This window comes from Leptotrichia hongkongensis (assembly GCF_007990635.1).
GTDB classification, from domain to species: Bacteria; Fusobacteriota; Fusobacteriia; order Fusobacteriales; family Leptotrichiaceae; genus Leptotrichia; species Leptotrichia hongkongensis.
Genome location: NZ_AP019846.1, coordinates 541,105 through 566,543 on the forward strand (window position 1 = coordinate 541,105; position 25,439 = coordinate 566,543).

A 25,439-nucleotide genomic window follows, 5' to 3' on the forward strand; every position below is an offset into this window, starting at 1 on the left:
CTTAATGTGGTTTGGTAGATTTACATTATATCAGAAACCTTTCTTTTTTTGTATATTCTTGTCACATATGTATTATCTCACAACACTATAACTGCATTAAATGTTGTAAATGGTACTGTTGAAAATGATAAAACAGGTGTAGTTAAAGTTGACCACGGAAATGGAATGGTAGGAACTAATGATAGTATTCTTACAAACTTAAAAGGTGGAACAATTACTGTTACAGGTAAATATGCTGCCCCATCAACTGCTAAAACAGCAGGAACAAACCTTGGAAGAACGGCAGAAATTAATCCAAGCGGAGAAAATTACGGTATTGTAGGTATATCAAATACAGGACTTCTTGATAAACAAAATAATCCTTATGCAAATAAACTTGCTATTAGTAATAAAGGTGAAATTACTGTAGATGGTGATTTGGCTGTAGGTATATATGGACAAAACAATAATAATGCTAATCAATCAGATGTAACTATTGATTATGATACATCAGATTTAGGTTCAGCAGGAATAATAGTTCAAAGTACAGCATCTGCTACACCAGCAAATAGCAGAGGAGTAGGTATCGCATTAGTTAACAGTAATCCTGACAACAATGGTGGAGAAATAACACTAAATAGTTTTGGTGGAACTCTTGGGCAATTTACTAAAGCAACTAACGATATCTTTACTCAAGAAAATGGTATTGGTGTTTATGGAGAAAATGTAAAAGTTAATGTAACTTCTAAAAACTTTACTGTAGTAACTAAAGATAATGGAGTCGGAATGTGGTTTACAGATAATTCACATATTGCAACAGGTGCTAATCACTTGAAGACATTCCAATACAATTATAATGGAGCAAGTAATAAAAATGGATTTGCTATGGCATTTGGTGGTAAGAGAACATCTTTAACAACAGCTTCAAATGATTTAGATATTAAATTTTCAAACAATGCTGATACTGCTGTAGATTTAGCTTATGAATTAACAGAATCTAAGGCTGCTACACCAACAGCAGGACGTGGAACTTACAAAGGTATTGCCGGTATCTTAGTAAACACTAATGATGCTGGAGACACTGTAATTAATAGAGGACACATAGAAGAAGATTCATCATCTGTTACTAATGTAAGAGCTTATGGTGCTGTAGTTAATAAAGGTACATTTGTAAACTATGGTAATATTAAACTTAACGATTCATTGAATGCAACTGCAAATACTATTACTTCTGAAGATATGAAGAAAGCTAATATTGGTATTTTTGCAAATTCTGCTAATGGTAATGCTGGTGGAACTTATACAACTATTGAAAACCATGGAGACATTACAATCGGAGATTCTACAAATGATAAGAATATTGGAAGCTGGGCTATTTACGGATATAATGTAAATACAGGAGCAAAATCTGATGGAACTAAATCACAAATTACAGTTAATAAAAATAATTATGGAATTTACTCAGGAGATGGAGATGTAAATATCCAACAAACTAAGATTTTAGCAGGAAATGATACTGTAATGGGACATGTTCAAACAACATCTGGAGTTTCAACTGCACCAGGAGCATATCCAATCAACAGACAAACTCAATATGCTAATCCAAATAACTTGTTATCAGCATTAGATACACCAAGAGAAAGAGATTCAGTAATTGGAGTTTATATTGATAAGAGTGCAACAAACAGAGCAAGAAATATTAATGTAAGTGCTGATATGGATATCGATAGATTCTCATATGGTATTGTAATGGCTGAAAAAGATGGAGGAGCAGCAACAAATGTAACAATTGGTTCTGCAACAGATCAGCCAACAATCAGATTGGCATACTCTACAAATAACAATGCAGGAGGACATGTTAAATCAACAAAACCTACAAATCCTAAAGTTCCAGAAGAAGTTTATGAACAAGGTAACTCTGTATACTACTATTCATTAGATACTGCATCAACAGGAAAATCTTATGCTAATGTAACAATGGATGGAGATTACAATACAGCTTATTATACAAAAGGAGCTATAGACAACTATGGAACAATTGATTTGAGATCACAATATGATATTCAAAATCAAAATAATGATAGCTTAGGATTTGGAAACGTCGGTATCTTCTCAAGCAATACTAACGTAGCTTCAACTAACTATGGAACAATTACAACTGGTATGTCAGATACAGTTAATATGAGATACTCAGCAGCAATGGCCGCAGGACGTAATGTTTATAAAACAGATGGTAAGTTTGATAGAACACAGGAAGAAGGATACATTGTAAATAGAGGTACAATTAATGTTAAAGAAAAAGAAGGTATCGGAATGTTCGCAACTGGTACTGGATCTAAAGCTGTAAACTATGGAACAATTAATCTAGAAGGTGAAAGTGCAATCGGTATGTACCTTGATAGAGGAGCAATTGGAGAAAACCATGGAACAATTACTGGTAATGCCCAAAATTTGAAAGGGGTAGTTGCAATTAATGGAGGATACATTAAGAACTATGGAACAATTAGTGTACTGGGAACAGGTTCTTATGGAATCGTAACAGATGGTTCAAGATTTATTGTAGATGCTAACGGAAATCCGACTGAAGTTCTTCCATCAACAGATTCAAGATACTTAACAGCAGCAGCTAAGACTGCAGGACAAACTAACGGACAAGGTGGAACAGACTTATATGGAGGTACTGAATCTTCAATTGAAGAAGGTACAGCAGGAAATCCTAAGACAACAGGAGTTGGAACAACTATAACAGCTCCAGATATTGTACCAATAACAAAAGTAAGTGTTGATGGTATTGACACACCTGTATTTAATGTTGAATCTGATGCAACAAATCCTGGAGATTTGGCTAAAAACATAACAGTTTCTAGCAGTATTCAAACTGGAGGAACAAGAATAATAGATCTTTATACTCACGATGAATGGGGTAACCCAGCTTGGCCACACCGTGATAAACCACAACTTTCAGAAATTACAAGCATCGGAATGTATGTAGATACTTCAGGAGTTAGATATACTAATCCAATTGACGGTATACAATATTTACGTAATTTAGGAAAAGTTGACTTATACTTTGGACCAGAAGCTACAATGTATACCAACTCTAAAGCAATTAGAATTGGAGATAAAATTGATGAAAATGGAAACGTTGTTGCTAAAAGTAATATCTTGAAACCATTTAACGATGCGTTGAATAAATTACCAGGTGGGGCAAGAATTAATCCATTGTCAGCAAGCTTAACTTGGCAAGTATTAGCAAAAATATCTGATGACAATCAGTTAACAGAAGTGTACATGAGTAAAGTACCTTATCACTCATTTGCATTCGATGATGATAAATCACTTATTAACTTTACAAATAACTTGGATAATATTTATGAAATTGCAAGACCGGGAAGTCCTGAAAAAGTTATCTTCAATAAACTTAACAGCTTAGGTAATGGAGAAGGACACATCTTGGCTCAAGCATTTGACCAAATGAGAGGACACATTTATGGTGGAGTTCAACAAAGAATTAAAGCTACATCAGATGTTCTTAATGGAGAAATTACTAACTTGAAGACAGAATTTAACGGTTCTAAAGATTCAAATAAATTTAAAGCATTTGGACAAAGAAATGAATTCAAGACTGATACAGCAGGAATGCCTGATTGGTACAGTAATGCTGGAGGATTCGTGTTCGTTCATGAAGACGAAACTGTTAGACTTGGTGAAGGTTCAGGATGGTATGCTGGTGTTGTAAATAACTACTTCACATTCAAAGATTTGTCTAAATCATTTGAAAACCAAGCAATGGCAAAAGTTGGAGCGTTCAGAGAAATACCTCTTGATGCTAACGGAACACTTACACTTAATGTAGGTGGAGATGGATTCTTTGGTAGAACAGATACTAAACGTAGATTCTGGGTAATAGATCAAGAATTTAGAGCAAAAGCTAACTACTTTACTTATGGAGCAGGACTTAGCGCAAGTCTTCAAAAAGAATTTGTAGTAAATGATGGATTTAGCATAGTTCCAAACCTTGGAATTAGAGCTGAATATGGAAGATTCTCGGGAATCCACGAAACTGGAGATATGGCATTGAATGTTAAGAGTGATGATTATATCTCAGTTAAACCAAGTGTAGGAATCGACTTCAAATACAATCAGCCAGTATTCAAAAATTCTAACTTTACAGCAGTCTTAGCATTTGCTTATGAAAATGAAATTGGAAAAGTAAATGATGTTAATAATGAAGCTAGAATCGTAGGAGCATGGACTGATTACTTCGGAATCAAAGGAGATAAGGAAGACAAGAGAGGAAACTTCAAGTCAGATCTTAACTTAGGAGTAGAAAACGGAAGATTCGGATTCACAGTAAACACAGGATATGAAACAAAAGGACATAACTTCAAAGCAGGATTAGGAATGAAAGTATTGTATTAATAAAATTAAGACAAGAAATCATGATTAAAATGCTTGAAAAGAAACAAATAGCTTAAACTTAGGAAGGGCTGCCAGTGTGGTGGCTCTTCTTTTTATTCTTTATTAAAAATTTATTCTCGTTTTTAAACGTTTAGTACGAACTAGAAAAAATCAAAAAAAATTGGTATAATTAAAATGTATTTAAAATATATATTGTTGAAAGAAAAAAATAAATAATTTTAAAATTAGATAGTTTATAAAAAGGAGATTCTGTATGAATAAAAAAATTATTTTTTTAATTATATTGTTAGTATTAACAACTTTTTCGTGTACTTCACTTTCAGAAGGGCTTACGATGAAAAGTGAGGTTTATAATGCGGATAATGTTGAATTTTACTACGATTTAACGTATAAAAAAGACGGAGAAACCCATTATGAAAGGCAGATTTGGGAGCAGGCTTACGATATTTTGGATAAGGCGGAAGACTTTTTCCTAATGGATATTTTTGTATTTAATGATTTTCTTGGAAAAGGTGTTAAGGAGAAATTACAACCATTGCCTATTGCAGAAGAGTTTGCACAGAAGATACTTGAAAAAAGAAAAAAAGATCCAAATGTTGAAATATATTTGATACTTGATGAAAGTAACACTTTTTATGGAGCGTTTGATAACAAAACTCATAAGAAGCTGGAGGAGGCTGGCGTAAAAATTGGATATGTGGATTTGACAAAATTAAGAGATCCAATGCTTGTTTATTCGGCTCCATGGCGCCTTTTTGTCCAGCCTTTTGGAAATCCGAAAAATCGTGGAAAAACTAAAAATCCAATTTACGAAGGTACTGACAAAGTTACAATTCGTAGTATTTTAAGAGCATTAAATGCCAAAGCTAATCACAGAAAACTGATTATGAATGAAACTACGGCAATGCTGACATCGGCAAATCCACATGCAGAAGGTTCAAAGCACTCAAATGTGGCATTTAAGTTTTCATCGCCAATTATTAAGGAAATTTACGAAGGAGAAAAGCCAGCTGCAAAAATTACTAAAAAAGACGGAAGTTTAAAGCAAAAATTACCAGATAAGGATTTTAGTAAAATTCCATTTTCTAAAAATGACAAACTGAAATTACAATATTTTACAAATGGTGCAACAGCTAAAGATATTTCCCAAGAATTAAAAAATACTCAGTTTGGGGAAAAAGTCATTATTGCCCAGTTTTTCCTTGCAGACAGAGGGATAATTAACGATATAAGAAAAGCTGCACGGCGTGGAGTAAAATTTGAGATAATTTTGAATAATTCAAATGCAGGACTCCCAAACAAAGCTGCTGCTGGAGAACTAATGAAATATGCAAGAAAACATAATTATGACATAAATGTCAAGTTTTATAATAAAGGAGAGGAAATGTACCACGTAAAAATGCTTTCCATCTTGAAAAAAGACTATTTGATAACTTATGGAGGTTCAACAAACTTCACAAGACGTAATATGCGTAATTTTAATTTGGAAAATGAACTAAAAATTATGTCAGCTTATGACCAGAAAATTTCCAAAGATATTTTGGATTATTATGACAGATTATGGACAAATAGAGATGGAGAATTTACATTACCTTATGACACAGAAAAAAATGAGAAATTAATGAATGATTTGTTATTCAGGTTTATGGAAATGAATGGATTTGGGGCATTTTAAAGATAAATGTAGGATTGATCATTGCCTTAAATCCTTATTTTGAAGTGAAGGTTTATCCTAATAATTAAAATGATTTATTTAAGTAATTAAGAAATAAATATATATAAAAATTTTGATTATATTAAAGAAAAAGAGTGATTTTTATGGAAAGTGTAATTAAGGCAAATAAGATTAAGATAGAAAAGATAAATGAGAATGACTATAACCGAATTTTTGTAATGTCAGATATTCATGGACAGTACGATTTATTTTTGAAAATGCTGGATAGAATTGACTTAAAAAGAGAAGATTTACTTGTGATTATAGGGGATATTTGTGACAGAGGGAAAAAGTCTTACGAAATTTATATGAAATGTATCAAAATGATAAAACTTGGGTATAACCTAAAGTTTATTTTGGGAAATCATGAGGATATGCTTCTTGAGGATTTGGAAAATGATTATCCATTAAGATATGAAACAGAATATTCAATTTATAGACATTCTAAATATTTTGAAAATAAAACGATGACAGAATGGCACCAAGAAAATCTTTTTGATGAAATTAGATGGCTTGTAAAATGGCTCAAAAACTGTCCTTTAATAATTTATGGGAATAAAAATATTTTTGTTCATGCAGGGCTTGATTTGAATATAGCTTTGACAAAACAAGAAAAGGAAACAGTACTTTGGACTAGAGATGAATTTTGGATTATGGAAAATGTAGAGCTTGAGGAATATAGGGATAAAAATATATATTTTGGTCATACGCCTAATATAAATGGAAGAATTTCTAAAAAGACTGATAGAATAAAGGGGATAGACTGCGGTGCATTTTTTACACATTTTTTAGGATGTATAGAAGTAAAAAGTCAAGAGGAAATTTATGTTTATGAAGATGAATTTATAGAATTCGATGAGGTTTCAAGCAAAGTATTTTTGGAACTTTGGAATGAGGAAGTGGCAGAGTTTATAGATTCTGAGAAATATAAGATTAAAAGTGGGAAAGGGAAAATAATAATTTTAGAAAAATTAGATAAAAATGAAAAAAAATTTTTAACAAATTTTTGGAAAAAATATGAAAAATTATTCGGAAAGAATATTGCAAATTATATTAAAAAGAAGAAATTATAAGTTAAAAAATTTTTTAGGATTGACATTTTTAGAAAATATGCTATAATAGGCGTGTAAAAATCCCTAAGGGAAACTTTGTATAATATTTAAAAAAAAATGTGCTATAAATTAGACTGGATTTTTCCAGTCTTTTTTGTTATAATATTTAGGTGAATTTAACTATAATTCATATATTAAAATTATTTAATAAATATATTTTATAAATTTATTTTAATGAAAGATCAAATAAAATTTTGCTTATTATTTTTTGTTTAATATAGCATTGTGAAACTAAAAATATAAAAAATTATAGAAAAATAAATATTGATTTAAATATTAGTTAGGATGTATTTGTAAAATAAAAATATTGAATAATCTATTGAAATTTTAAAAATTTAAGGAGGAAATATTAACAAGAAATTTGTTAAAATAAAGGATGAACAAAATTAAAAACATTGCAATTATTGCACACGTAGATCACGGAAAAACGACTCTTGTCGATGCTTTATTGAAACAGGCAGGAACATTTGGGGAACATGAAAAAGTAGATGAAAGAATTATGGATAGTAATGATTTGGAGAAGGAAAGAGGGATTACGATTTTTTCTAAAAATGCTTCATTTCATTATGATGGATATAAGATAAATATTGTGGATACTCCTGGCCATGCGGATTTTGGTGGGGAAGTACAAAGAATCTTGAAAATGGTAGATTCTGTTTTGCTTCTGGTAGATGCATTTGAAGGTGTTATGCCACAGACTAAATATGTATTAAAACAGGCATTAGAGCATGGACTTCGTCCAATTGTAGTAGTTAATAAGATTGATAGACCAAATTCAGATCCTGATGCAGTTGTGGATTCTGTTTTTGACTTATTTGTAGATTTAGGGGCAAATGATATTCAGCTTGATTTTCCAGTAGTTTATGCGTCTGCAAAAAATGGATTTGCTAAACTGGAACTGGAAGATGAAGATAAGGATATGAAACCGCTTTATGATAAAATTATGGAGCATGTAGAAGATCCTGAAGGAGATGTGAATGAGCCGCTTCAAATGCTTGTTACAAATACTGAATATGACGAATATGTAGGAAAATTAGGAACTGGAAGAATTTACAACGGAAAAATTGAAAAAAATCAGGAAATTACATTGATTAAGAGAAATGGTGACTTGGTAAATGGTAAAGTTACTAGAATTTATGGATATGATGGTCTGAAAAAAGTTGAAATGGAAGTAGCGTTTGCTGGAGATATTGTAACAATTGCGGGAATTGATAAAATTGACATAGGAGAAACTGTAGCAAGCAGAGAAAATCCTAAGCCATTACCATTAATTGACATTGATGAGCCTACACTTGCTATGACATTTATGGTAAATGATTCACCATTTGCAGGACAGGATGGAAAATTTGTAACTTCGAGAAATATTTTGGAAAGATTGCAAAAGGAAGTAAATCATAACGTGAGTATGAGACTTGAAATGACAGATTCGCCAGATGCATTTATTGTAAAAGGAAGAGGAGAGCTTCAATTATCTATTTTGCTTGAAAATATGAGAAGAGAAGGCTACGAAGTAGCAGTTTCAAAACCTGAAGTTATTTTTAAAGAAGAAAATGGACAGAAAATGGAGCCAATCGAACTTGCAATTATCGATGTTGCCGATGAGTTTGTAGGAGTCGTAATTGAAAAATTAGGGCTTAGAAAAGGTGAGATGGTAAACATGAATCAAGGAAGCGATGGATATACAAGACTTGAGTTTAAAGTACCATCACGTGGATTAATTGGATTTAGAAATGAATTCTTGACAGAAACAAGAGGAACAGGAATTATAAACCACTCATTCTTTGAATACGGACCTTTCAAGGGAGAAGTTACAGGACGAAGAAGAGGAGTTTTAATCGCAATGGAACCTGGAACAAGTTTAGGGTACTCGTTAAATAACTTACAACCAAGAGGAATCCTGTTTATAGGGCCAGGAGTGGAAGTTTACGAGGGAATGATAGTCGGAGAGCATTCAAGAGAAAACGATTTGGTTGTAAATGTATGTAAAGGAAAAAAACTTACAAATATGAGGGCCGCTGGAAGTGATGATGCTGTGAAATTGGCACCTCCAAAGGAATTTACACTGGAATTGGCACTTGAATATATCGAAAATGATGAGTTAGTGGAAATTACACCTAACTTTATCAGACTTAGAAAAAAATATTTGAATGCTAACGATAGAAAAAAATATGAAAACTCTAAAAATTAAATATTAATATAAATTAGTAGCGATGTGATTTTTATGGATAATATAAAACTTCAAGAAAAATTAAAAGCCGAGTTGTCAGATGAAAAAATAAAATTTATTGAAAAATATAGTTTGGAAATAAATTCCAGAAGGCAATGGATAACTAGAAGAAATAATACACCAGAACGCTTATATTTTTCACATAAGTTTATTTCACAAAATAATATTTTAGAAATAGTTTTTAGAAAATATCAGCTTTGTTTTGCAAAATTGAAATATTTTAGAGCAAATATTGAAAAGTATGATTTTTATAAATATACTCCAAAAGAAGGTTTTATAAAGACGCAATTGTGGGATGTAGAATTTTTTTATCATAGAAAATCAAAAAAATAATAGATTTAAGATATTTACAGCAAATAAGAAAAGTAGAAGATTTTTTGGAACTTATCGAATGGCTTGATAGTTTTGAAAAATAACAAATAAAAACTGGAGCTAAAAAATTTCAATAGTTCCAGTTTTTTTATTGTTTTAAATTTATAAAATTTATTAGACTTGTTCAGAAATTTAATATTCCTTATCTTTTTACATGTAATATTTATTTTGTTATATTTCTAAATTTATATAGTTATTAAGCAAAGCTGTTAATTTTTTTTAGTTTCTATCATTTTAGCCTGTTTTAAAATGCTGTCTGGTATTTTTATTCCTAATAACTGCATATTTTGCTTATTAATTTCTATTTGAAGATTTTTAACTGTTTCTATTGGGATCTCATTTGGCTTCTTGCCTTTTAATAAAATTTCCGCTGCTATTTCTCCAGAACGGTAACCGATATTGTAGTCGGTAGTTCCTTGTGAAATTAGCCCTCCTGCATTCGAGTAAACGTCATTTGTAGCTAGAATTGGGACTTTTGCGCTATTAAAAACATCAAGTATTGCTTTAAAATATGATGCTACTGTGTTGTCCTGAATGGCATAGTAGATATCAATGTTCTTTGAAATAAGATTTGCCGCAGCAACCATTTCTGTACCATTTGTAACAGCTTTTTCTACTACTGTGAATCCATACTCTCCTGCCAGTTTTTTTAAATTATTTACTTCAGAAACTGAATTTTGTTCAGACGAATTATAAATGATTCCTATTTTTTTCGCTTCTGGTAATAATTCTCTCATTAATTTTAAATTTTCTGTAATTGGGGCTGCGCCACTTGTTCCTGTAACGTTAGGAATTCCTACAAGTCCTGCACTTTTTGGATCTGTAACTGAACCAAATATAACTGGTGTTTCACTTCCAATTTGATTTTTAGCCGCTTGTGCCGTTGGCGTTGTAATCGCAAATACCAAATCCTTCTTATCTGCTGCGAACTGTTTCATAATTAATGTCTGACTACTCATATCATTGTTTGCAATCTTGTCATCATAATCAGCTTTTACACCAGCTTTTTCCAATGCATCTTTAAATCCTTGTTTTGCAGCATTTAACGCTGGATGATCTACAATCTGTGATAATCCAATCTTATAAACCTTTTCACTAACTTTGGAATCCTTTTTTTGCTCTTGAGAATCATTACTTTTTTTATTTCCGCAAGACAAAAGCATTCCTCCTAACATACCAAATAATAGTACACCTCTCATAATTTTTTTCATCTGTTTTCCTCCTAAAATAAATAATTTTTGAATCGTATTATTATTTTACCATATTTTTTAAAAATTTCCAGCATATTTTAACAAATTTATCAATTAGAGTAATTTAAAACAGGAAAATAAAAGAAGTAGATACTAAAATTACAAAATTTAAGTTTAGTAAAATAATTAATATTTTTATCAAAAAGATTAAATGAAATATGCTAGTTAAATAAAATAATGGATATTTTGAAAAAGTCATCTACATTTACCTTTACAATTTACTAATTTAAATGTTCAAAAAAATACTTGACAAAAAACGATTACTGTTGTAAACTATATAATGTAAAAAGATTACAAACGTAAACATTAAAGGAGGTAAGAATGTGAAAGAAAACTGCAAAATTGATAAAAAACAGCATATAACGGATGCAGAATGGGAAATAATGCGAGTTGTGTGGGCAAATAGCGAAGTTACGAGCAAGTTTGTGACAGAGGTGCTTTGTAAGAAAATGAACTGGAAGCAGGCTACAATAAAGACATTATTAAATCGTCTGCTGGAAAAGAATATTTTGAAAAAGAGGGAAATTGGGAACAAGTATATTTATTCGACGGATTTTACGGAAAAAGAAGTGGCTAATAGTTATATATTAGGAACTTTTGATAAAATTTGTAAAACAAAAGTTGGAGAAATGATAGGGAAAGTTATCGAGAACAGTGAACTGAGTTTTGACGACTTGGACTTGATTTTAAAGGCTGTGGAGAAAAAGAGAAAAACGGCTGTAAAGGAAGTTTTGTGTGATTGTGTTGAAGGGCAGTGTAATTGCAGAGAAGGATGATTAATGAAATTATAAGAGTAATTTGTTATTTTAATAATAGACTTGTTAGGGAAACTGTAAGTGTTAATAAAGTAAGTATTATGAGGTAAGGGGTTTTAACTCCTTCTCAAAATAAAAAAAACATGTTTAGTAAGTATAAAATTTGATAACTGGAGGTACAAAATGAACATTGTGGCGGGAAAAACTAAATACGAATTCGGTGTGAATAGGATTTTAAATGAAACAAATGATTCATTAAATTGTGAAGAAATAGAGCAAGATATTGATTATATTGAAAATAAAAAAGGTGATCAGCTATACTGTATGAAATCTCTTGGATTTGAGTATTTACAACTCTCTTCAAAAAAATTATTTGTAGAAAAGGACATAAAAACTTGTAGATATTATTGCTATATAATTGCTAAATTGGAATTTTTATCAAAACCATTAGATGAGAAAGTATTTTTGGATAATTCAGATTTATTTTATATGCTGATGTCAAATAATCCTGATTTTATAGTGTTTTTAAAAAATAATATAGAGGAAATACAACCTAATGATTATGATTCAGAAAAAGATATTTATAAAAATTTAACTAATACATATGGAGATTTTTTTATAATAAGGACAACTTTATTAGCAATGATTGGTGATTTTGAAGAAGTGAAAAAGCGATGTTCAGTATATTTGAAAAAATCTAAAAATTTTAGAGATAGTTATTATAGATACCGTGTTTATGGAATGCAATTTTTGAAGGCTTTAGCATTAAAGGATATTGAAAAAATGAAAGAAACGATAGATATGATGATGATGCCTAAAATAGCAAAGGCATTGGTTAAAGATCGTATTACTAACTATAGTTTTTATTTACATATTTATGTTATAATATATGCAAAAATAGCATTGCTTCATGGATTTGATTTAGGTATAGACAATGAAGTTGCCCCTAAAGAAATAATTGATAATACTCCATTAGAAAGTTATGAAGATCCATACGATTTTATGAAAAAATTTGATTTAAAAACAATAACTCCAAAAGAATGGAGAGAATGGACAAAAAATTATTCAACATTTGGTTCAATTGATTAATGAGAGGAATTAAAATTATGTCAGAAATAATAGATGTATACACAAGAATAAAATATAAAAAAGATAATGTTATAAAAGATGATGATATATTAGATGATTTAGATATTTACAGTGCTATGTTAGAACTTGAATATGATGTGATTGTATATAAAGATGAAAAACTTTTAACATTACAAAGTCGTGCAAATTACTCTTATGCAAGAACTTATTCTCTAAGTGAAGAAAGAAATGAACTACAAAGAGTAGCTAAAATTAAAGGTATAGACAATTTATACTATATTTTTTGCAGTTATTCGTTATCAATGGGAATAATATATGGAGTTATAAATTTTGATATTAAAAATAATGCTATATATGAAAAGATTTTTAAGGAAGAAGATTGTGAAGAAATTCTAGAAAAATTATCATCTGAATTAGTTGAAAAATTTCAAATGCTTAACGAAGGTGAAAAAGAATATACTGACGATGGTGAAAATCTTGATGATATTGTGGAAGAAATGAATGATAAGATAAGTAAGTACTGTTATGAAGAATTTATTAAATTTATAAATGAAACAAAGTTAGAAGAATTAGATTTTAATTGTTAATGAATTTTTGAAGAAATGAAAGGAGCATAATATGAAAACAGAAAACTATACAGTAACTGGGATGAGTTGTGCAGCTTGTGCTAATGCTGTGGAAAAGGCGCTTAATAAAAATACGGATATTAGTGCTTCGGTTAATATTGCAACTGAAAAATTGAATATTGAATATGATGAGAAGAAGTATGATTTTGATAAAATTAGGAAAATAGTCGAGTCGGCTGGGTATGGACTGGTTGAGGATATGACGGAAGACAAAAAGATGGAACTTTATCAGGAAAAAATAACAAGTTTGAAAAATCGATTAATTTTGGCAGTTATTTTTGTTGTTCCACTTTTGTATATTTCGATGGGGCATATGCTTGGGGTAACACTTCCTGAATTTTTGAATCCTAAGGTAAATCCGCTTAATTTTGCATTGGCACAGTTTGTGCTGACTTTGCCTATTATTTATGCAGGGAGAGACTTTTTTTCACATGGATTTAAAAATTTAGTAAGAAAATCTCCAACAATGGATTCATTAATTGCTATTGGGGCAACAGCGGCAGTACTCTATGGAATTTACGCCACTTTTAGAATTGTAACTGTAGATCCTGAAGCACATATGGATTTGTATTATGAGTCAGCTGGTACAATTATTACGTTAATCTTGTTTGGAAAATTGCTGGAAGCGAAAACAAAAGGTCAAACTTCATCGGCAATAAAAAAACTTATCGGACTTCAGCCTAAAAAGGCTAAAATTATTGAAAATGGAGTGGAAAAGGAAGTCCTGATTGAAAACTTGAAAGTTGGAGATATTGTAATTGTAAAGCCGGGAGAAAAAATTGCGGTAGATGGAAGGATTGTGGAAGGGGCGACTTCTGTTGATGAATCAATGTTGACAGGAGAAAGTTTGCCAGTAAGCAAAAAAATTGGAGATAAAGTTGTTGGAGGAAGCATAAATAAAAATGGAAGTATCAGATTTGAAGCGACTGAAATTGGTAAAAATACAGTTTTATCACAAATTATAAAGCTGGTTGAGGAGGCACAGGGGTCAAAGGCTCCGATTTCTCGAATGGCAGATATTGTGGCGGCGTATTTTGTGCCAATTGTTATTGGGATTGCAATAATTACAGGAATTGCTTGGTTTCTGAGTGGAAGTGGATTGGTTACTGCGTTGTCGTTTTTCATCGCTGTACTTGTAATTGCGTGTCCGTGTGCATTGGGACTTGCAACACCTACATCAATAATGGTTGGGACTGGAAAAGGGGCTGAAAACGGTATTCTTATCAAAAGTGGAGAAGCTCTTGAAACAGCATATAAAATTAAAACAGTTGTATTTGACAAGACTGGTACGATTACGAAAGGAAAGCCTGTACTGACTGATTTGATTGCTTATGGAAATTATAACGAGAATGAATTGTTAAAAATTGCTGCAAGTGTGGAAAATGATTCAGAACACCCATTGGCAGAAGCAATTGTAAACAAAGCAAAAGAGAAAAATATTGAAATTAAGCCGTATGAAAAATTTAGGGCAATGCCAGGTTACGGTATTCGTGCAACATTTGAAGGCAAAGAAGTGCAAATTGGAAATAGAAAATTGATGGAAAATCGAAAAATCAATGTGGAAATTTCTCAAAAAGATTATGATATTTTGTCGAATGAAGGAAAAACGCCAATGTACATTTCGATTGATAACGAATTGGCGGGACTTGTTGCAGTTGCAGACGTTATAAAGGAAACAAGCAAGGAAGCTATAGAAAAACTGAAAAAAATGGGAATCAAGACAATAATGCTAACTGGAGATAACGAAAAAACTGCCAAATTTATCGCAAAACAAGTGGGAATAGATGATGTAATTTCAGAAGTGCTGCCTTATCAGAAATCTCAAAAAGTAAAGGAACTTCAGGAAAAAGATGAATTTGTTGCAATGGTTGGAGACGGAATTAACGATTCACCAGCACTGGCTCAGGCAAACGTTGGAATTGCGATAGGAAATGGAACAGATGTTGCTATAGAATCGGCTGATATTGTCTTAATTAGAAACGATTTGAGAGATGTTGCGGGTGCAATAGCATTAAGTAAAGCGACAATCACAAATATAAAGGAAAATCTATTCTGGGCATTCTTTTATAACGTATTGGGAATTCCATTTGCCGCTGGAATATTTTATGCATTTTTCAATGGACCAAAATTGGATCCGATGATAGCGGCTTTTGCAATGTCGTTTAGTTCGGTATCAGTTTTGGGTAATGCTTTGAGATTGAAATTTTTTAAAGTTAAATAGAATTTTGAAAAATAGGTTGAATTTTATTACATATCTATGATATTATCTTCTGTAAGAGGTGAGTAATATGGAAACAAAATTAAGAAATTTAACAAAGAAAGTTGAGAATAAATCAGTAAAAATTGCAGAAGATAAGGAATTGGAAATAATTTCTTCTAAAGTTTTGAAGAAGTATAAAAAAACATTTGAGAAATTGACTAAATGATTCATGTATAAAAAAATATAAAATTTTAGTATTGATTTTTTTTTGAAAAATGATATAATGTTTTTGAATAAAAAACAATCTATATGCTTATAGTCATAGAAAAAATGCGGAAAATCCCTCATTCTTAATTGAATGGGGGTATTTTTTATGATACAATACTCTGTCGATTAAGCTCCGCAAACTTAAACGACAACAAAGCATATAGAATTGGGGTGGTCAAGATAATCAATACTGGACTGTTTTTTGCTATAATCATTCTTTTCTTAATTTTTAGCCATCAAAGATAGTCAGCTTGAATTGATTTTCTCCTACCTTTGCCCACTGGTTATTTATAACTAGTGGGTTTAATTTTTAATTTTTTAATAGGTAAGAAAATATTGGAAATTGTTGATAAATTAAATATAACATTTATTAAAGTTAAAATTTTATTGTTGACAATTTTGGAAAATTATATTAAAATAAATTGTAATGATTACAAAATTAAATAAATTATTATAAAATAAATAAAAATTAAATTTGGAGGTATAGAAAATGGATTTTAGCTTGAATCTTGGTGCTTTAGATGAAGGGAAATTAGTAAAAATTGATGAAAATAAACTTTATGATGTAACTGTAGTTGGTTCTGGTCCTGCGGCTGTCTCTGCAGCAATTTATGCGGCTAGAAAAGGACTTGATGTGGCAATGATTGGAGTGAAGATTGGGGGACAGGTTCTTGATACAAATGAAATTGAGAATATTATTGGGACTGTTTCTACAACTGGAGCTAAATTTGCTGAAACATTGGAAAAACATTTAAAAGAGCATGAAATTGCATTTAAAGAAGGACATTTAGTAAAAGAGATAAAAGAAGATGGAAAAGATAAGATTTTGGTAACTGATGATGGGAAAAGTTATAAAACAAAAACAGTTATTGTAGCAACTGGAGCAAAACCTAGAAGTCTAAATATTCCTGGAGAAGCCGAATATGTTGGTAAGGGAGTGCATTACTGCTCAACTTGTGACGGACCTTTTTATAAAGGGCTAGATGTGGCTGTAATTGGTGGGGGAAATTCAGGTGTGGAAGCAGCGCTTGACTTATCTGGAATTGCAAAATCAGTTACACTAATTGAATTTATGCCAGAATTAAAGGCAGATAAAGTTCTACAGGAAAAATTAGCTGAGCAGCCAAATGTAAAAACTATTTTAAATTCTGCAACAGTTAAAGTAAATGGAAATGAATTTGTTGAAAGCATTGTTTATAAAAGCAGAGAAACTGATGAAGAAAAAACATTGAATGTAGAAGGTATGTTTGTGGAAATTGGGTTGTCACCAAGAAGCGAAGTTGTAAAAGACTTGGTTGAAACAAATAAAATTGGAGAAATTGTAATTAATCCTGAAAATAATTCAACTTCTGTGGCTGGAATCTTTGCTGCGGGAGATGTTACAAACATCAGACAAAAACAAATTATTATTGCAATGGGAGAAGGTGCAAAAGCTGCATTAGGAGCATTTGAGTATTTGATTACAAAATATTAATTATAAAAAAATAGGGAGTCAAGGAACTGCCCTATTTTTATTTAAAAAGAAGTAAGTATAAAGTTACTAATATAGTTAATTAATAAACATATTTAAAGTAATAATATTAAAAAAATCTTTATTTTTATCATTATCCATTTTCCAATTCTTTCTATCATTTACATATTTAACAGTTATAGTTCTTTCAATATAGTTAAAATGATTATATTCAAGCTTTTTAAAATTATATTTTTAAATCGTCTAAGAGCTTCGATTGTTATTTTTTGATTTTCTTCAGGGCTTAATGAGTTATGTTCTGATATTTTTTTAGCAACAAATTCTTGTGATTCATGCATTTCAGAACTAAAATCGGGAGCCTTAATAAAAACGTTTATAATTGCAATATTTTCTTTTACTTTAATATTATTTATTCTATAAGTTATTTTTTTCATACCTTTAGAAAAAGTAGAATCTTTACTAATATCCTTTGTAAAAGTACCCCAAAGTCCGATAGAATCAAAAGTATGTATATTTCCAGTTTGAATTTCTTTCATTTTTTTATCAAAATCTTTTTGTATAGGATAAGTCCTGCTACAACTTACTACAAATAAAAGCATGCCTAGTAAAATTAAAATTTTTGCCTTCACAAATTTCTCCTTCAATTTTTTCTACATTGTACTATGTTTATATAATTTTATAGACAGTATTTCATTAGATTTATATTATTGAAGGTTTTTCAGAAGCATTGTTGCAAATTTAAAATAGATAATAAGTGTTACAGCATCTGAAATAGTAGTTATTAAAGGAGTTGCCATAACAGCTGGATCTGCTTTTAAAATTTTTGCTCCAAGTGGAAGCAATGCTCCTACTATTTTTGAGATTATTATTGTAAATACAAGAGTTATTGAAACAATAAAGGCGATTGTAGGATTTATTTTTTCCAAAGTAATCAGTCTTACAAAATTTAAAACTGATAGGACTATTGAAACCATAATACCTATTGAAAATTCTTTTCTAAGTACTTTGAATGCATCTTTTGGAGAAATTTCCCCTAGTGCTAGTGAACGGATTACAACAGTTGAAGATTGTGACCCAACATTTCCTCCGCTTGACATTAACATTGGAATAAATGCTGTCAAAATAATTGATTTTGCAAGTACTTTTTCATACCCTTGTATTATATTTCCTGAAATTGTGTCAGAAATCATAAGGACTGCAAGCCATCCAATTCTTTGTCTTGCCATTGTAAACACGTTTGTCTTTAAGTAAGAATCATCAGTAGAAGAAGTAATCCCCGCCATTTTATGAAAATCTTCAGTAACTTCCTGATCGACAACATCCATTACATCATCTACTGTGATAATTCCTAAAATTCTGCCTTCATAATCTACAACGGGCATAACGATAAAATCATATTTTTTGAACAAATCTGCAACAACTTCCTGATCGTCATCTGTGTGAACACTTACAAATTTTTTGTTCATAATATCTTCAATTACTGTATTGTCTTTTTTTGCAATTAATTCTTTTAGTGAAAGTACTCCCTCGAGTTTTCCATTTTCACTTGTGACATAGCATGTATATATATTTTCTTTATCTTTTCCTGTTTTTCTTAATAATTCAATTGCTTCTGAAACAGTCATATTTTTTTGAAAATCGACATATTCAGTTGTCATAATGCTTCCTGCTGAATTTTCAGGATACTTTAATAGTTGATTTATCAAATGTCTGTCTTTTTTATCAGTATTTTTCAATATTTTCTTTACAACATTAGACGGCATTTCTTCAATAATGTCAACAATATCATCAAAGTACAGTTCGTCAAAGATTTCACGTGTTTCAATATCAGTCGATGCATGAATAATCATTTCTTGACGTTCTGAATCCAAATATGGAAATACATCTGCTGCTTTATCTTTTTTCAACAGTCTAAAAATCATTATCACAAGTTCAGGCGATTTGAACTGATTTAATATATCAGAAATTTCAACTGTATTTAATTCGTTTAATTGTTTTTTTATTTCGAAGTATTTTTTTTCTTTTAAAAGAGCTTCAATTATTTCTTTCATTTTTCCTCCTTACTTTCCTATTTTTTATTTATAGATACTTAATATTTATTTTATGATGTTGCTCAAAAATATAGTTGCAAATCTAAAATAGATAGTAAGAGTTAAGGCATCAAGTATTGTAGTTATTAATGGACCTGCCATTATTGCTGGATCCATTTTAAAGGTTTTGGCAATGATAGGCAAGAAAGCACCTATTATTTTTGAAATTATAACTACAAAGACAAGAGTTACCGAAACTGTTATGGCAACATTCAAAGGGGTTTTTGTCAAAGATATAATCCTTAGAAAATTAATTGCTGCCAGAACAATGGCGACTATAAATGAAATAAGAAACTCTTTTCTTAGTATTTTAAAAGTATCTTTTATATTGACTTCTCCTAATGCTAAAGCACGGACTACAATGGTTGAAGATTGTGCTCCTGCATTTCCTCCAGTATCCATAAGCATTGGAATAAATGAGGAAAGTATAACTACAGACTGCAGTACATCCTCGTAACTTTTTATAATTCTTCCTGTAAATGTGGCAGAAATCATAAGCACAATAAGCCAGCTGATTCTCTGTCTTGCCATAGTAAAGGCGCTTGTCTTAAGGTAAGACTCCTCAACTGGTGAAATTCCGACCATTTTATGAAAATCTTCTGTTGCTTCCTGTTCCACAACGTCCATTATGTCATCAATTGTAATTATCCCAAGAAGCCTGTTTTCATCATCTGTAACTGGAAGAACAATAAGATTATATTTTTTTATTATTTCAGCGACTTTTTCCTGATCGTCGTTTGCGTGTACAGATATTACATTTTTATTCATAATACTTTGGATAGGAACGTCATCTTCGCTCGTAATAAGTTCCTTTAAGGAAATTACTCCTTCCAGTTTTCTAACTTCATCAATTACATAACAAGTATAAACATTTTCCATATCTTCAACAGTATTTCTGATTTTTGAAATTGCTTGAGATACAGTCATATCCTTTTTTAAATCCATGTATTCGGTTGTCATAATACTTCCCGCTGAATTATCAGGATATTTTAACAATTGGTTTATCAAATGTCTATCTTTCGCATCAGTATTTTTCAAAATCTTTTTTACTACATTTGACGGCATTTCTTCAATAATATCGACAATATCATCAAAATAAAGTTCATCAAATATATTTTTTGTTTCAACATCGGTCATAGTGTTAATAATCATTTCTTGATGCTCTGTATCCAAATATGAAAACACATCTGCTGCCCTATTTTTAGAAAGTAGCCGAAAAATCATTATTAATTCAGAAGATTCAAACTGATTTAACAGTTCTGAAACTTCAACAGTATTTAATTCATTCAAATATTTTCTGATTTCAAAATATTTTTTTTCATTTATAAGTGTTTGAATAGTGTTGTTTTCCATCGTTATCTCCTTTCTTTTTTGCAATTTATTAAATTTTTTACTTCTTATGCAAATTAAAACAAGGAGAATAACAACACGAAGAGATTCCGTTTATTTGCATAGGTTAGTAAATTTTAGATTATTCAGTTTCTCTTCCGGGACTTCTTCGTTCAAAACATTCACCTCCGTAAAATATAAAATCAGCATAAATTTCTAAAAAAATGAACTTTATGCCCATAAAATTTTATCAGACAAACCAATGATTGTCAATAAATTTCTAAGAAATTTCTTTTAATAAAAAAAGGGACTCAATTTAAGAGTTTCCCTTTAATTGTAATTATTTATGCAGATAATAAAAATCAGTCTTTTACGTATATTTTTTTTACCCTTCCTGTATAAACTATATGAGGCTCTTCCTTTGTGTATAGTTTTTCAGGTATGCTCTTATCTATGAAGTTTTCAGGTTTTATATCATCTATATATAATTTTTCAGCTACGATAACTAATTTTGCTTCTTCAAATGCAGGAACACCATCTAAGAATATTGGATTAAATCCAACTTCTGCGATTTTGTCTACATCTCTTCCTGATTTTAATCCAAGTACATGAAGTTCCTTTTTATAACCATTAAAAAAACTTAAAGAAAAACAATTTTGCTCGTCTACAAATTTTTTAGTATATCTTGTAGGTCTTATATAAACTGAAATAACAGGACCACGCCAAAGGTATCCCATCATTCCCCACGTGACAGTCATTGTATTTATCCCGTTCTCATCTCCCGCCGTGACAAGACTCCAGTCTTTACCTGTACTTGTAAAAGGATTTAAATCAAAATCCTGAATTTTTATTTCGTGAAATCCCATTTCTAACACCTCCGTAATTTTTTTATAGATTTTTAAGGTATTTTTATTATAACATATTTTTTTAAAAAGTAAATATTGACACAAATAATATTTTATAGTAAAATATTTTTATAATCAAAGTATTTTTGGAGAAAAAATTAACTGAAATTAAAGAATTTAATATTTTAGAATGAGGAGGAAAACATGTTAAAAAAATTAGCAATTTTAAGTTTTATTGTAGTTGGAATGATGGCATTTGGAGATGATAATGACACATTTAATGTAAAATTGGAAGAATCAGTAGTAACAGCCACGGGATTTGATGATGTTCAGAGCAATCAAATTAAGAATACTACAATTGTAACAGCTCAGGATATACACAATAAAGGATATAACACTATAGAAGAGATATTGAAACGTACACCAGGTGTAAATTTTGTGAATAATGGATTTGGATATATTGTGGATGTAAGAGGGCAAGGAGTTCAGGGGGCAGCTAAAAATGTAAAAGTTCTCGTAGATGGTTCACCTTTAAACATACTTGATATGTCGCATGCAATTTTACCTCTAAATTCAATTTCAGTTGAAGATATTGAAAAAATAGAAATTATTAACGGTGGAGGGACTGTACTTTATGGTGGAGGGACTGCTGGTGGAGTAATTAACGTAATTACAAAGAAAACTCAGGAAGAGCCTGTAAAAAATAAGGTTTACTACCAAAACAGCTCATTTGATACAAATAAATTAGGGTTTGGAACAAGCATAAAATTTGCAGATAATTTCTTGTTAGATTTAGCATACGAAAATGTTAATGGAAATGGGTATAGACGTGGGGACAAAAGAGATGGTGAGAATTTAAGAGGTGGATTTACATATAACATCGCTGATAATCAGACATTAAGATTTAAAGCCACAAGATACAAGGAAGAATCAAAAGAATCTGACGGTATAACTAAAACTCAGTTAAATAATGATAGAAAACAGGCAGGAACAACTTTGACAGAATCTGATTTGGATAGAACAGAATACAGCTTGAATTATGAAATCAAGCCAACCGATAACCTAACTTTCTCATTGTTAGGATATAATCAGAAAACAATTAGAGATTATGATCAGGAAGCTCCAGCTGGAAGAATGACTCATAAGACTGATGGACAGTTTAAAGATAGAAAAACTGGAGTTGACTTAAAAGGTAAATATAATTATGGTTCAGGAAATGTAATCTTTGGATATGAATATATAAAAAATAGTTCAAACAGAAGTTCTTATGGCGCAATGTATATGAGAAACAGAAGATTATTCCCAACATCTACTGTAGACATTGATTTGCAAAAAAATACTCATTCAGCATTTATTCAAGGAAGACACTCTCTTACAGACAAGTTTGAGGGAACTTTAGGTTATAGATATGAACATGCTGATTATGATATTCACAGAACAGATGGAACAAATGTTATAAATAAAAATACTAAAAAGAGCAATAATGCTTATGAAACGGGATTAAACTTTAAATATTCCGACACAGGGAATGTTTATGCAAAATATGAAAGAGGATACAGATCTCCAAGTCCAACAGAAATGGTTGATAAATCAATTACAAGAGGATATGTACTAAACAATCTGAAATCTGAAAAATATGATACTTATGAAATTGGTATAAAAGACATGATTGGACCTTCATTTGTAAGCTTGACAGGATTCTATACTAATAAAAATGATGAAATTTTAATTGATATGCCAAGCGGACATGGATTAAACTGGACATATAAAAACTTGCAGAAAACAGAAAGAAAAGGTGTAGAACTATTTGCAGAGCAATATTTTGGAACATTTAGAGTAAATGAATCAGTTTCTTATGTGGATGCAAAAATTAGCAAAGGTGCAGATAAAAACAAAAAAATACCTTATGTATCAAAAACAAAAGCAACTTTAGGAGCTAATTATGAAGTATTGACAGGACTAAACCTAACAGCTGACCTCAATTACTTCTCAAATTCTGTAGATGGAAACTATGAAAAAATAAAAGGTTATTCTACAACAGATTTAGGAGTAAGTTATGCTCATAAAACAGGTTTAGGGGTGCAAGCAGGAGTTAAAAACGTATTTGGTAAAAAATATTACAGATATAAAAACGGAGATTCATATATCCCAGAAGCTGAAAGAACATACTATGTTGGTGTAAGTTATAACTTCTAAAAATAATTTTAAATATGGAAAGTGGCAGTCAAACAATTGTTATAAAGTTGTTTGGCTGTATTTTATAAACAAACAAAATTATTAATTTTTATAAGGTACAGTTGTTAATAAGTATTTTTTGAAATATTCCCAAATTTTATTTGGGAAAGTAGTCTAAACATTTATTATTTGGATAAACCTGAATTACTATGAAAACTAAACTCGCTGATGCTCACTTTCGTAAATAAAGATTAGAACAACTCTATAAAATATATTTACTATGAAGGTTCTGGCGAAAGAAACACATAAATGTGTTTAGTCGTTTTCATTTTAAAAAAATCACGACGATTTTAGTTTAATTACAACAGTTATTTTAATAAAAAATCCTTAAGCAAGATTGTAAAAAAATGGAATTAATAGTCTTAAATAAAAAAAGATTAATGTAAATTAAGAAAAAATATTAATAAATGTAGATAAGGAATAAAAGATGGAAATTGAAAGTAGAAAAGTAAAATATAAAAAGCGTGATAGTAATATGTGGAAAATGTATTCTGGAATAACAATTTTTATAATTATAGTGGCATTTTTGTCTTTGAAAATAGGAACTGTGAATATTTCGATAAAAGATATATTTAGAAGTTTTTTAGGCGGGAAAATGAGAGATGAATCGATGAAATCAATAATAATTGATGTGAGGTTGCCGAGAATTATTATGGCAGTGCTGATAGGAATGTTGCTGGCTAGTTCAGGGGCAGTTGTGCAGTCGGTTTTTCAGAATCCGTTGGCAGATCCTTATATAATTGGTATTTCGGCTAGTGCTACGCTTGGAGCGGTTATTGCGTATATCTTTAATTTTCCTGATGTCATGTATGGAATTTGTGGATTTATTGTATCGGTTATCGTGGCATTGATAATTTTTAGGATTTCGAGAAGCAGGACTAGGACAGATGTGGCGGTGCTTCTGATTGTTGGAATTGCGATTTCGTCTTTTTTAGGGGCATTTACGTCGTTCAGTATGTATTTGATTGGGCAGGATTCCTTTAGAATAGTAACGTGGATGATGGGATATATGGGAAGTGCCTCTTGGCTGAAAATCGGAGTTCTTATGATACCGCTTGTAGTTTCTATTGTTTATTTTTATTTGAAAAGATATGAAATGGATTTGTTGATGAGTGGGGATGAAGAGGCACATTCGCTTGGAGTAGATGTGGATAGGCTGAAAAGGAATTTATTGATTGTTTCGGCACTGATTGTTGGTTTTTCTGTGGCATTTACTGGAATGATAGGATTTGTTGGGCTTATTGCACCGCATACGGTAAGGCTCGTGCTAAAAAGTGGAAGTAATACTAGGTTACTGCCTTTAGCAACATTGGGTGGAGGGCTGTTTTTGCTGATTTGTGATACGATTGGACGCACAATTTTGGCGCCGACGGAAATTCCGATAGGAGTGGTAACTTCATTTTTTGGAGCACCATTTTTTCTATATTTGGCGATAAGAAGGAAAAAAGGTGGATAG

Annotated in this window: 18 protein-coding genes; 13 read left to right on the forward strand and 5 right to left on the reverse strand. The window is 30.7% G+C overall.

Annotation, left to right across the window (positions count from 1 at the left end; translation table 11 throughout):
- Nucleotides 1-48: 48 nt before the first annotated feature.
- The 5 genes from FVE75_RS02620 to FVE75_RS02640 all read left to right on the forward strand — a co-directional run bounded on the left by FVE75_RS02620 (nucleotide 49) and on the right by FVE75_RS02640 (nucleotide 9,787).
- Nucleotides 49-4,401, forward strand: a complete 4,353-nt coding sequence (locus FVE75_RS02620) for an autotransporter domain-containing protein (RefSeq protein WP_147005077.1) — start codon at nucleotides 49-51, stop codon at nucleotides 4,399-4,401.
- Between the two features lie 253 nt (nucleotides 4,402-4,654).
- A complete protein-coding gene (locus FVE75_RS02625; RefSeq protein ID WP_147005078.1) occupies nucleotides 4,655-6,076 on the forward strand; it encodes a phospholipase D-like domain-containing protein in 1,422 nt (473 codons plus the stop codon).
- Between the two features lie 143 nt (nucleotides 6,077-6,219).
- Nucleotides 6,220-7,188, forward strand: coding sequence for a metallophosphoesterase family protein (locus tag FVE75_RS02630; RefSeq protein ID WP_147005080.1), 969 nt, complete (start codon nucleotides 6,220-6,222; stop codon nucleotides 7,186-7,188).
- 415 nt (nucleotides 7,189-7,603) lie between these two features.
- The gene (typA, locus tag FVE75_RS02635; protein ID WP_147005082.1) at nucleotides 7,604-9,415 is read left to right on the forward strand and encodes a translational GTPase TypA; all 1,812 of its coding nucleotides are present in this window, start codon (nucleotides 7,604-7,606) and stop codon (nucleotides 9,413-9,415) included.
- Nucleotides 9,416-9,448: 33 nt separating this feature from the next.
- Nucleotides 9,449-9,787 carry a hypothetical protein gene (locus tag FVE75_RS02640; RefSeq protein WP_232052596.1) on the forward strand — a complete coding sequence of 113 codons (339 nt, stop codon included), beginning with the start codon at nucleotides 9,449-9,451 and terminating at the stop codon, nucleotides 9,785-9,787.
- 248 nt (nucleotides 9,788-10,035) lie between these two features.
- Here FVE75_RS02640 and FVE75_RS02645 read toward each other — a convergent pair whose 3' ends face one another.
- Nucleotides 10,036-11,037, reverse strand: coding sequence for an ABC transporter substrate-binding protein (locus FVE75_RS02645; protein WP_147005084.1), 1,002 nt, complete (start codon nucleotides 11,035-11,037; stop codon nucleotides 10,036-10,038).
- Nucleotides 11,038-11,399: 362 nt separating this feature from the next.
- Here FVE75_RS02645 and FVE75_RS02650 point away from each other — a divergent pair, with 362 nt between their 5' ends.
- The 6 genes from FVE75_RS02650 (at nucleotide 11,400) to FVE75_RS02675 (ending at nucleotide 17,487) form a co-directional block, all read left to right on the forward strand.
- A complete protein-coding gene (locus tag FVE75_RS02650; RefSeq protein ID WP_147005085.1) occupies nucleotides 11,400-11,852 on the forward strand; it encodes a CopY/TcrY family copper transport repressor in 453 nt (150 codons plus the stop codon).
- 162 nt (nucleotides 11,853-12,014) lie between these two features.
- Nucleotides 12,015-12,920: an Imm49 family immunity protein gene (locus FVE75_RS02655; protein WP_147005087.1), complete on the forward strand. Its 906-nt coding sequence runs from the start codon at nucleotides 12,015-12,017 to the stop codon at nucleotides 12,918-12,920.
- A 17-nt stretch (nucleotides 12,921-12,937) separates the two neighbouring features.
- Nucleotides 12,938-13,507 (forward strand): hypothetical protein, encoded by a 570-nt coding sequence (locus FVE75_RS02660; RefSeq protein ID WP_147005089.1) that lies wholly within the window; start codon nucleotides 12,938-12,940, stop codon nucleotides 13,505-13,507.
- Between the two features lie 31 nt (nucleotides 13,508-13,538).
- Nucleotides 13,539-15,767 (forward strand): heavy metal translocating P-type ATPase, encoded by a 2,229-nt coding sequence (locus tag FVE75_RS02665; RefSeq protein ID WP_147005090.1) that lies wholly within the window; start codon nucleotides 13,539-13,541, stop codon nucleotides 15,765-15,767.
- A 67-nt stretch (nucleotides 15,768-15,834) separates the two neighbouring features.
- Nucleotides 15,835-15,972, forward strand: a complete 138-nt coding sequence (locus FVE75_RS02670; protein WP_178936259.1) for a hypothetical protein — start codon at nucleotides 15,835-15,837, stop codon at nucleotides 15,970-15,972.
- A gap of 531 nt (nucleotides 15,973-16,503) precedes the next feature.
- The gene (locus FVE75_RS02675; protein ID WP_147005091.1) at nucleotides 16,504-17,487 is read left to right on the forward strand and encodes an FAD-dependent oxidoreductase; all 984 of its coding nucleotides are present in this window, start codon (nucleotides 16,504-16,506) and stop codon (nucleotides 17,485-17,487) included.
- Nucleotides 17,488-17,660: 173 nt separating this feature from the next.
- Here FVE75_RS02675 and FVE75_RS02680 read toward each other — a convergent pair whose 3' ends face one another.
- From FVE75_RS02680 to FVE75_RS02695, 4 genes are all read right to left on the reverse strand, one after another.
- Complete coding sequence (locus FVE75_RS02680) at nucleotides 17,661-18,113, reverse strand: DUF5105 domain-containing protein (RefSeq protein ID WP_147005093.1); 453 nt, start codon at nucleotides 18,111-18,113, stop codon at nucleotides 17,661-17,663.
- A gap of 75 nt (nucleotides 18,114-18,188) precedes the next feature.
- The gene (mgtE, locus tag FVE75_RS02685) at nucleotides 18,189-19,535 is read right to left on the reverse strand and encodes a magnesium transporter (protein ID WP_147005095.1); all 1,347 of its coding nucleotides are present in this window, start codon (nucleotides 19,533-19,535) and stop codon (nucleotides 18,189-18,191) included.
- 45 nt (nucleotides 19,536-19,580) lie between these two features.
- Nucleotides 19,581-20,927, reverse strand: coding sequence for a magnesium transporter (gene mgtE / locus FVE75_RS02690; RefSeq protein WP_147005097.1), 1,347 nt, complete (start codon nucleotides 20,925-20,927; stop codon nucleotides 19,581-19,583).
- Between the two features lie 338 nt (nucleotides 20,928-21,265).
- A complete protein-coding gene (locus FVE75_RS02695; protein WP_039901276.1) occupies nucleotides 21,266-21,769 on the reverse strand; it encodes a flavin reductase in 504 nt (167 codons plus the stop codon).
- A 183-nt stretch (nucleotides 21,770-21,952) separates the two neighbouring features.
- Here FVE75_RS02695 and FVE75_RS02700 point away from each other — a divergent pair, with 183 nt between their 5' ends.
- Entirely contained in the window at nucleotides 21,953-23,944 is a 1,992-nt protein-coding gene (locus FVE75_RS02700; protein WP_147005098.1) for a TonB-dependent receptor, read from the forward strand.
- Between the two features lie 514 nt (nucleotides 23,945-24,458).
- Nucleotides 24,459-25,439, forward strand: a complete 981-nt coding sequence (locus tag FVE75_RS02705) for a FecCD family ABC transporter permease (RefSeq protein ID WP_147006433.1) — start codon at nucleotides 24,459-24,461, stop codon at nucleotides 25,437-25,439.

What these genes read in the sequence shown, in the direction of transcription:
- FVE75_RS02625 (WP_147005078.1), top strand. Translation starts at nt 4,655, where the DNA reads ATGAATAAAAAAATTATTTTTTTAATTATATTGTTAGTATTAACAACT.
- FVE75_RS02630 (WP_147005080.1), top strand. Translation starts at nt 6,220, where the DNA reads ATGGAAAGTGTAATTAAGGCAAATAAGATTAAGATAGAAAAGATAAAT.
- typA (WP_147005082.1), top strand. Translation starts at nt 7,604, where the DNA reads ATGAACAAAATTAAAAACATTGCAATTATTGCACACGTAGATCACGGA.
- FVE75_RS02640 (WP_232052596.1), top strand. Translation starts at nt 9,449, where the DNA reads ATGGATAATATAAAACTTCAAGAAAAATTAAAAGCCGAGTTGTCAGAT.
- FVE75_RS02645 (WP_147005084.1), bottom strand. Translation starts at nt 11,037, where the DNA reads ATGAAAAAAATTATGAGAGGTGTACTATTATTTGGTATGTTAGGAGGA.
- FVE75_RS02655 (WP_147005087.1), top strand. Translation starts at nt 12,015, where the DNA reads ATGAACATTGTGGCGGGAAAAACTAAATACGAATTCGGTGTGAATAGG.
- FVE75_RS02660 (WP_147005089.1), top strand. Translation starts at nt 12,938, where the DNA reads ATGTCAGAAATAATAGATGTATACACAAGAATAAAATATAAAAAAGAT.
- FVE75_RS02665 (WP_147005090.1), top strand. Translation starts at nt 13,539, where the DNA reads ATGAAAACAGAAAACTATACAGTAACTGGGATGAGTTGTGCAGCTTGT.
- FVE75_RS02670 (WP_178936259.1), top strand. Translation starts at nt 15,835, where the DNA reads ATGGAAACAAAATTAAGAAATTTAACAAAGAAAGTTGAGAATAAATCA.
- FVE75_RS02675 (WP_147005091.1), top strand. Translation starts at nt 16,504, where the DNA reads ATGGATTTTAGCTTGAATCTTGGTGCTTTAGATGAAGGGAAATTAGTA.
- mgtE (WP_147005095.1), bottom strand. Translation starts at nt 19,535, where the DNA reads ATGAAAGAAATAATTGAAGCTCTTTTAAAAGAAAAAAAATACTTCGAA.
- mgtE (WP_147005097.1), bottom strand. Translation starts at nt 20,927, where the DNA reads ATGGAAAACAACACTATTCAAACACTTATAAATGAAAAAAAATATTTT.
- FVE75_RS02695 (WP_039901276.1), bottom strand. Translation starts at nt 21,769, where the DNA reads ATGGGATTTCACGAAATAAAAATTCAGGATTTTGATTTAAATCCTTTT.
- FVE75_RS02700 (WP_147005098.1), top strand. Translation starts at nt 21,953, where the DNA reads ATGTTAAAAAAATTAGCAATTTTAAGTTTTATTGTAGTTGGAATGATG.
- FVE75_RS02705 (WP_147006433.1), top strand. Translation starts at nt 24,459, where the DNA reads ATGTGGAAAATGTATTCTGGAATAACAATTTTTATAATTATAGTGGCA.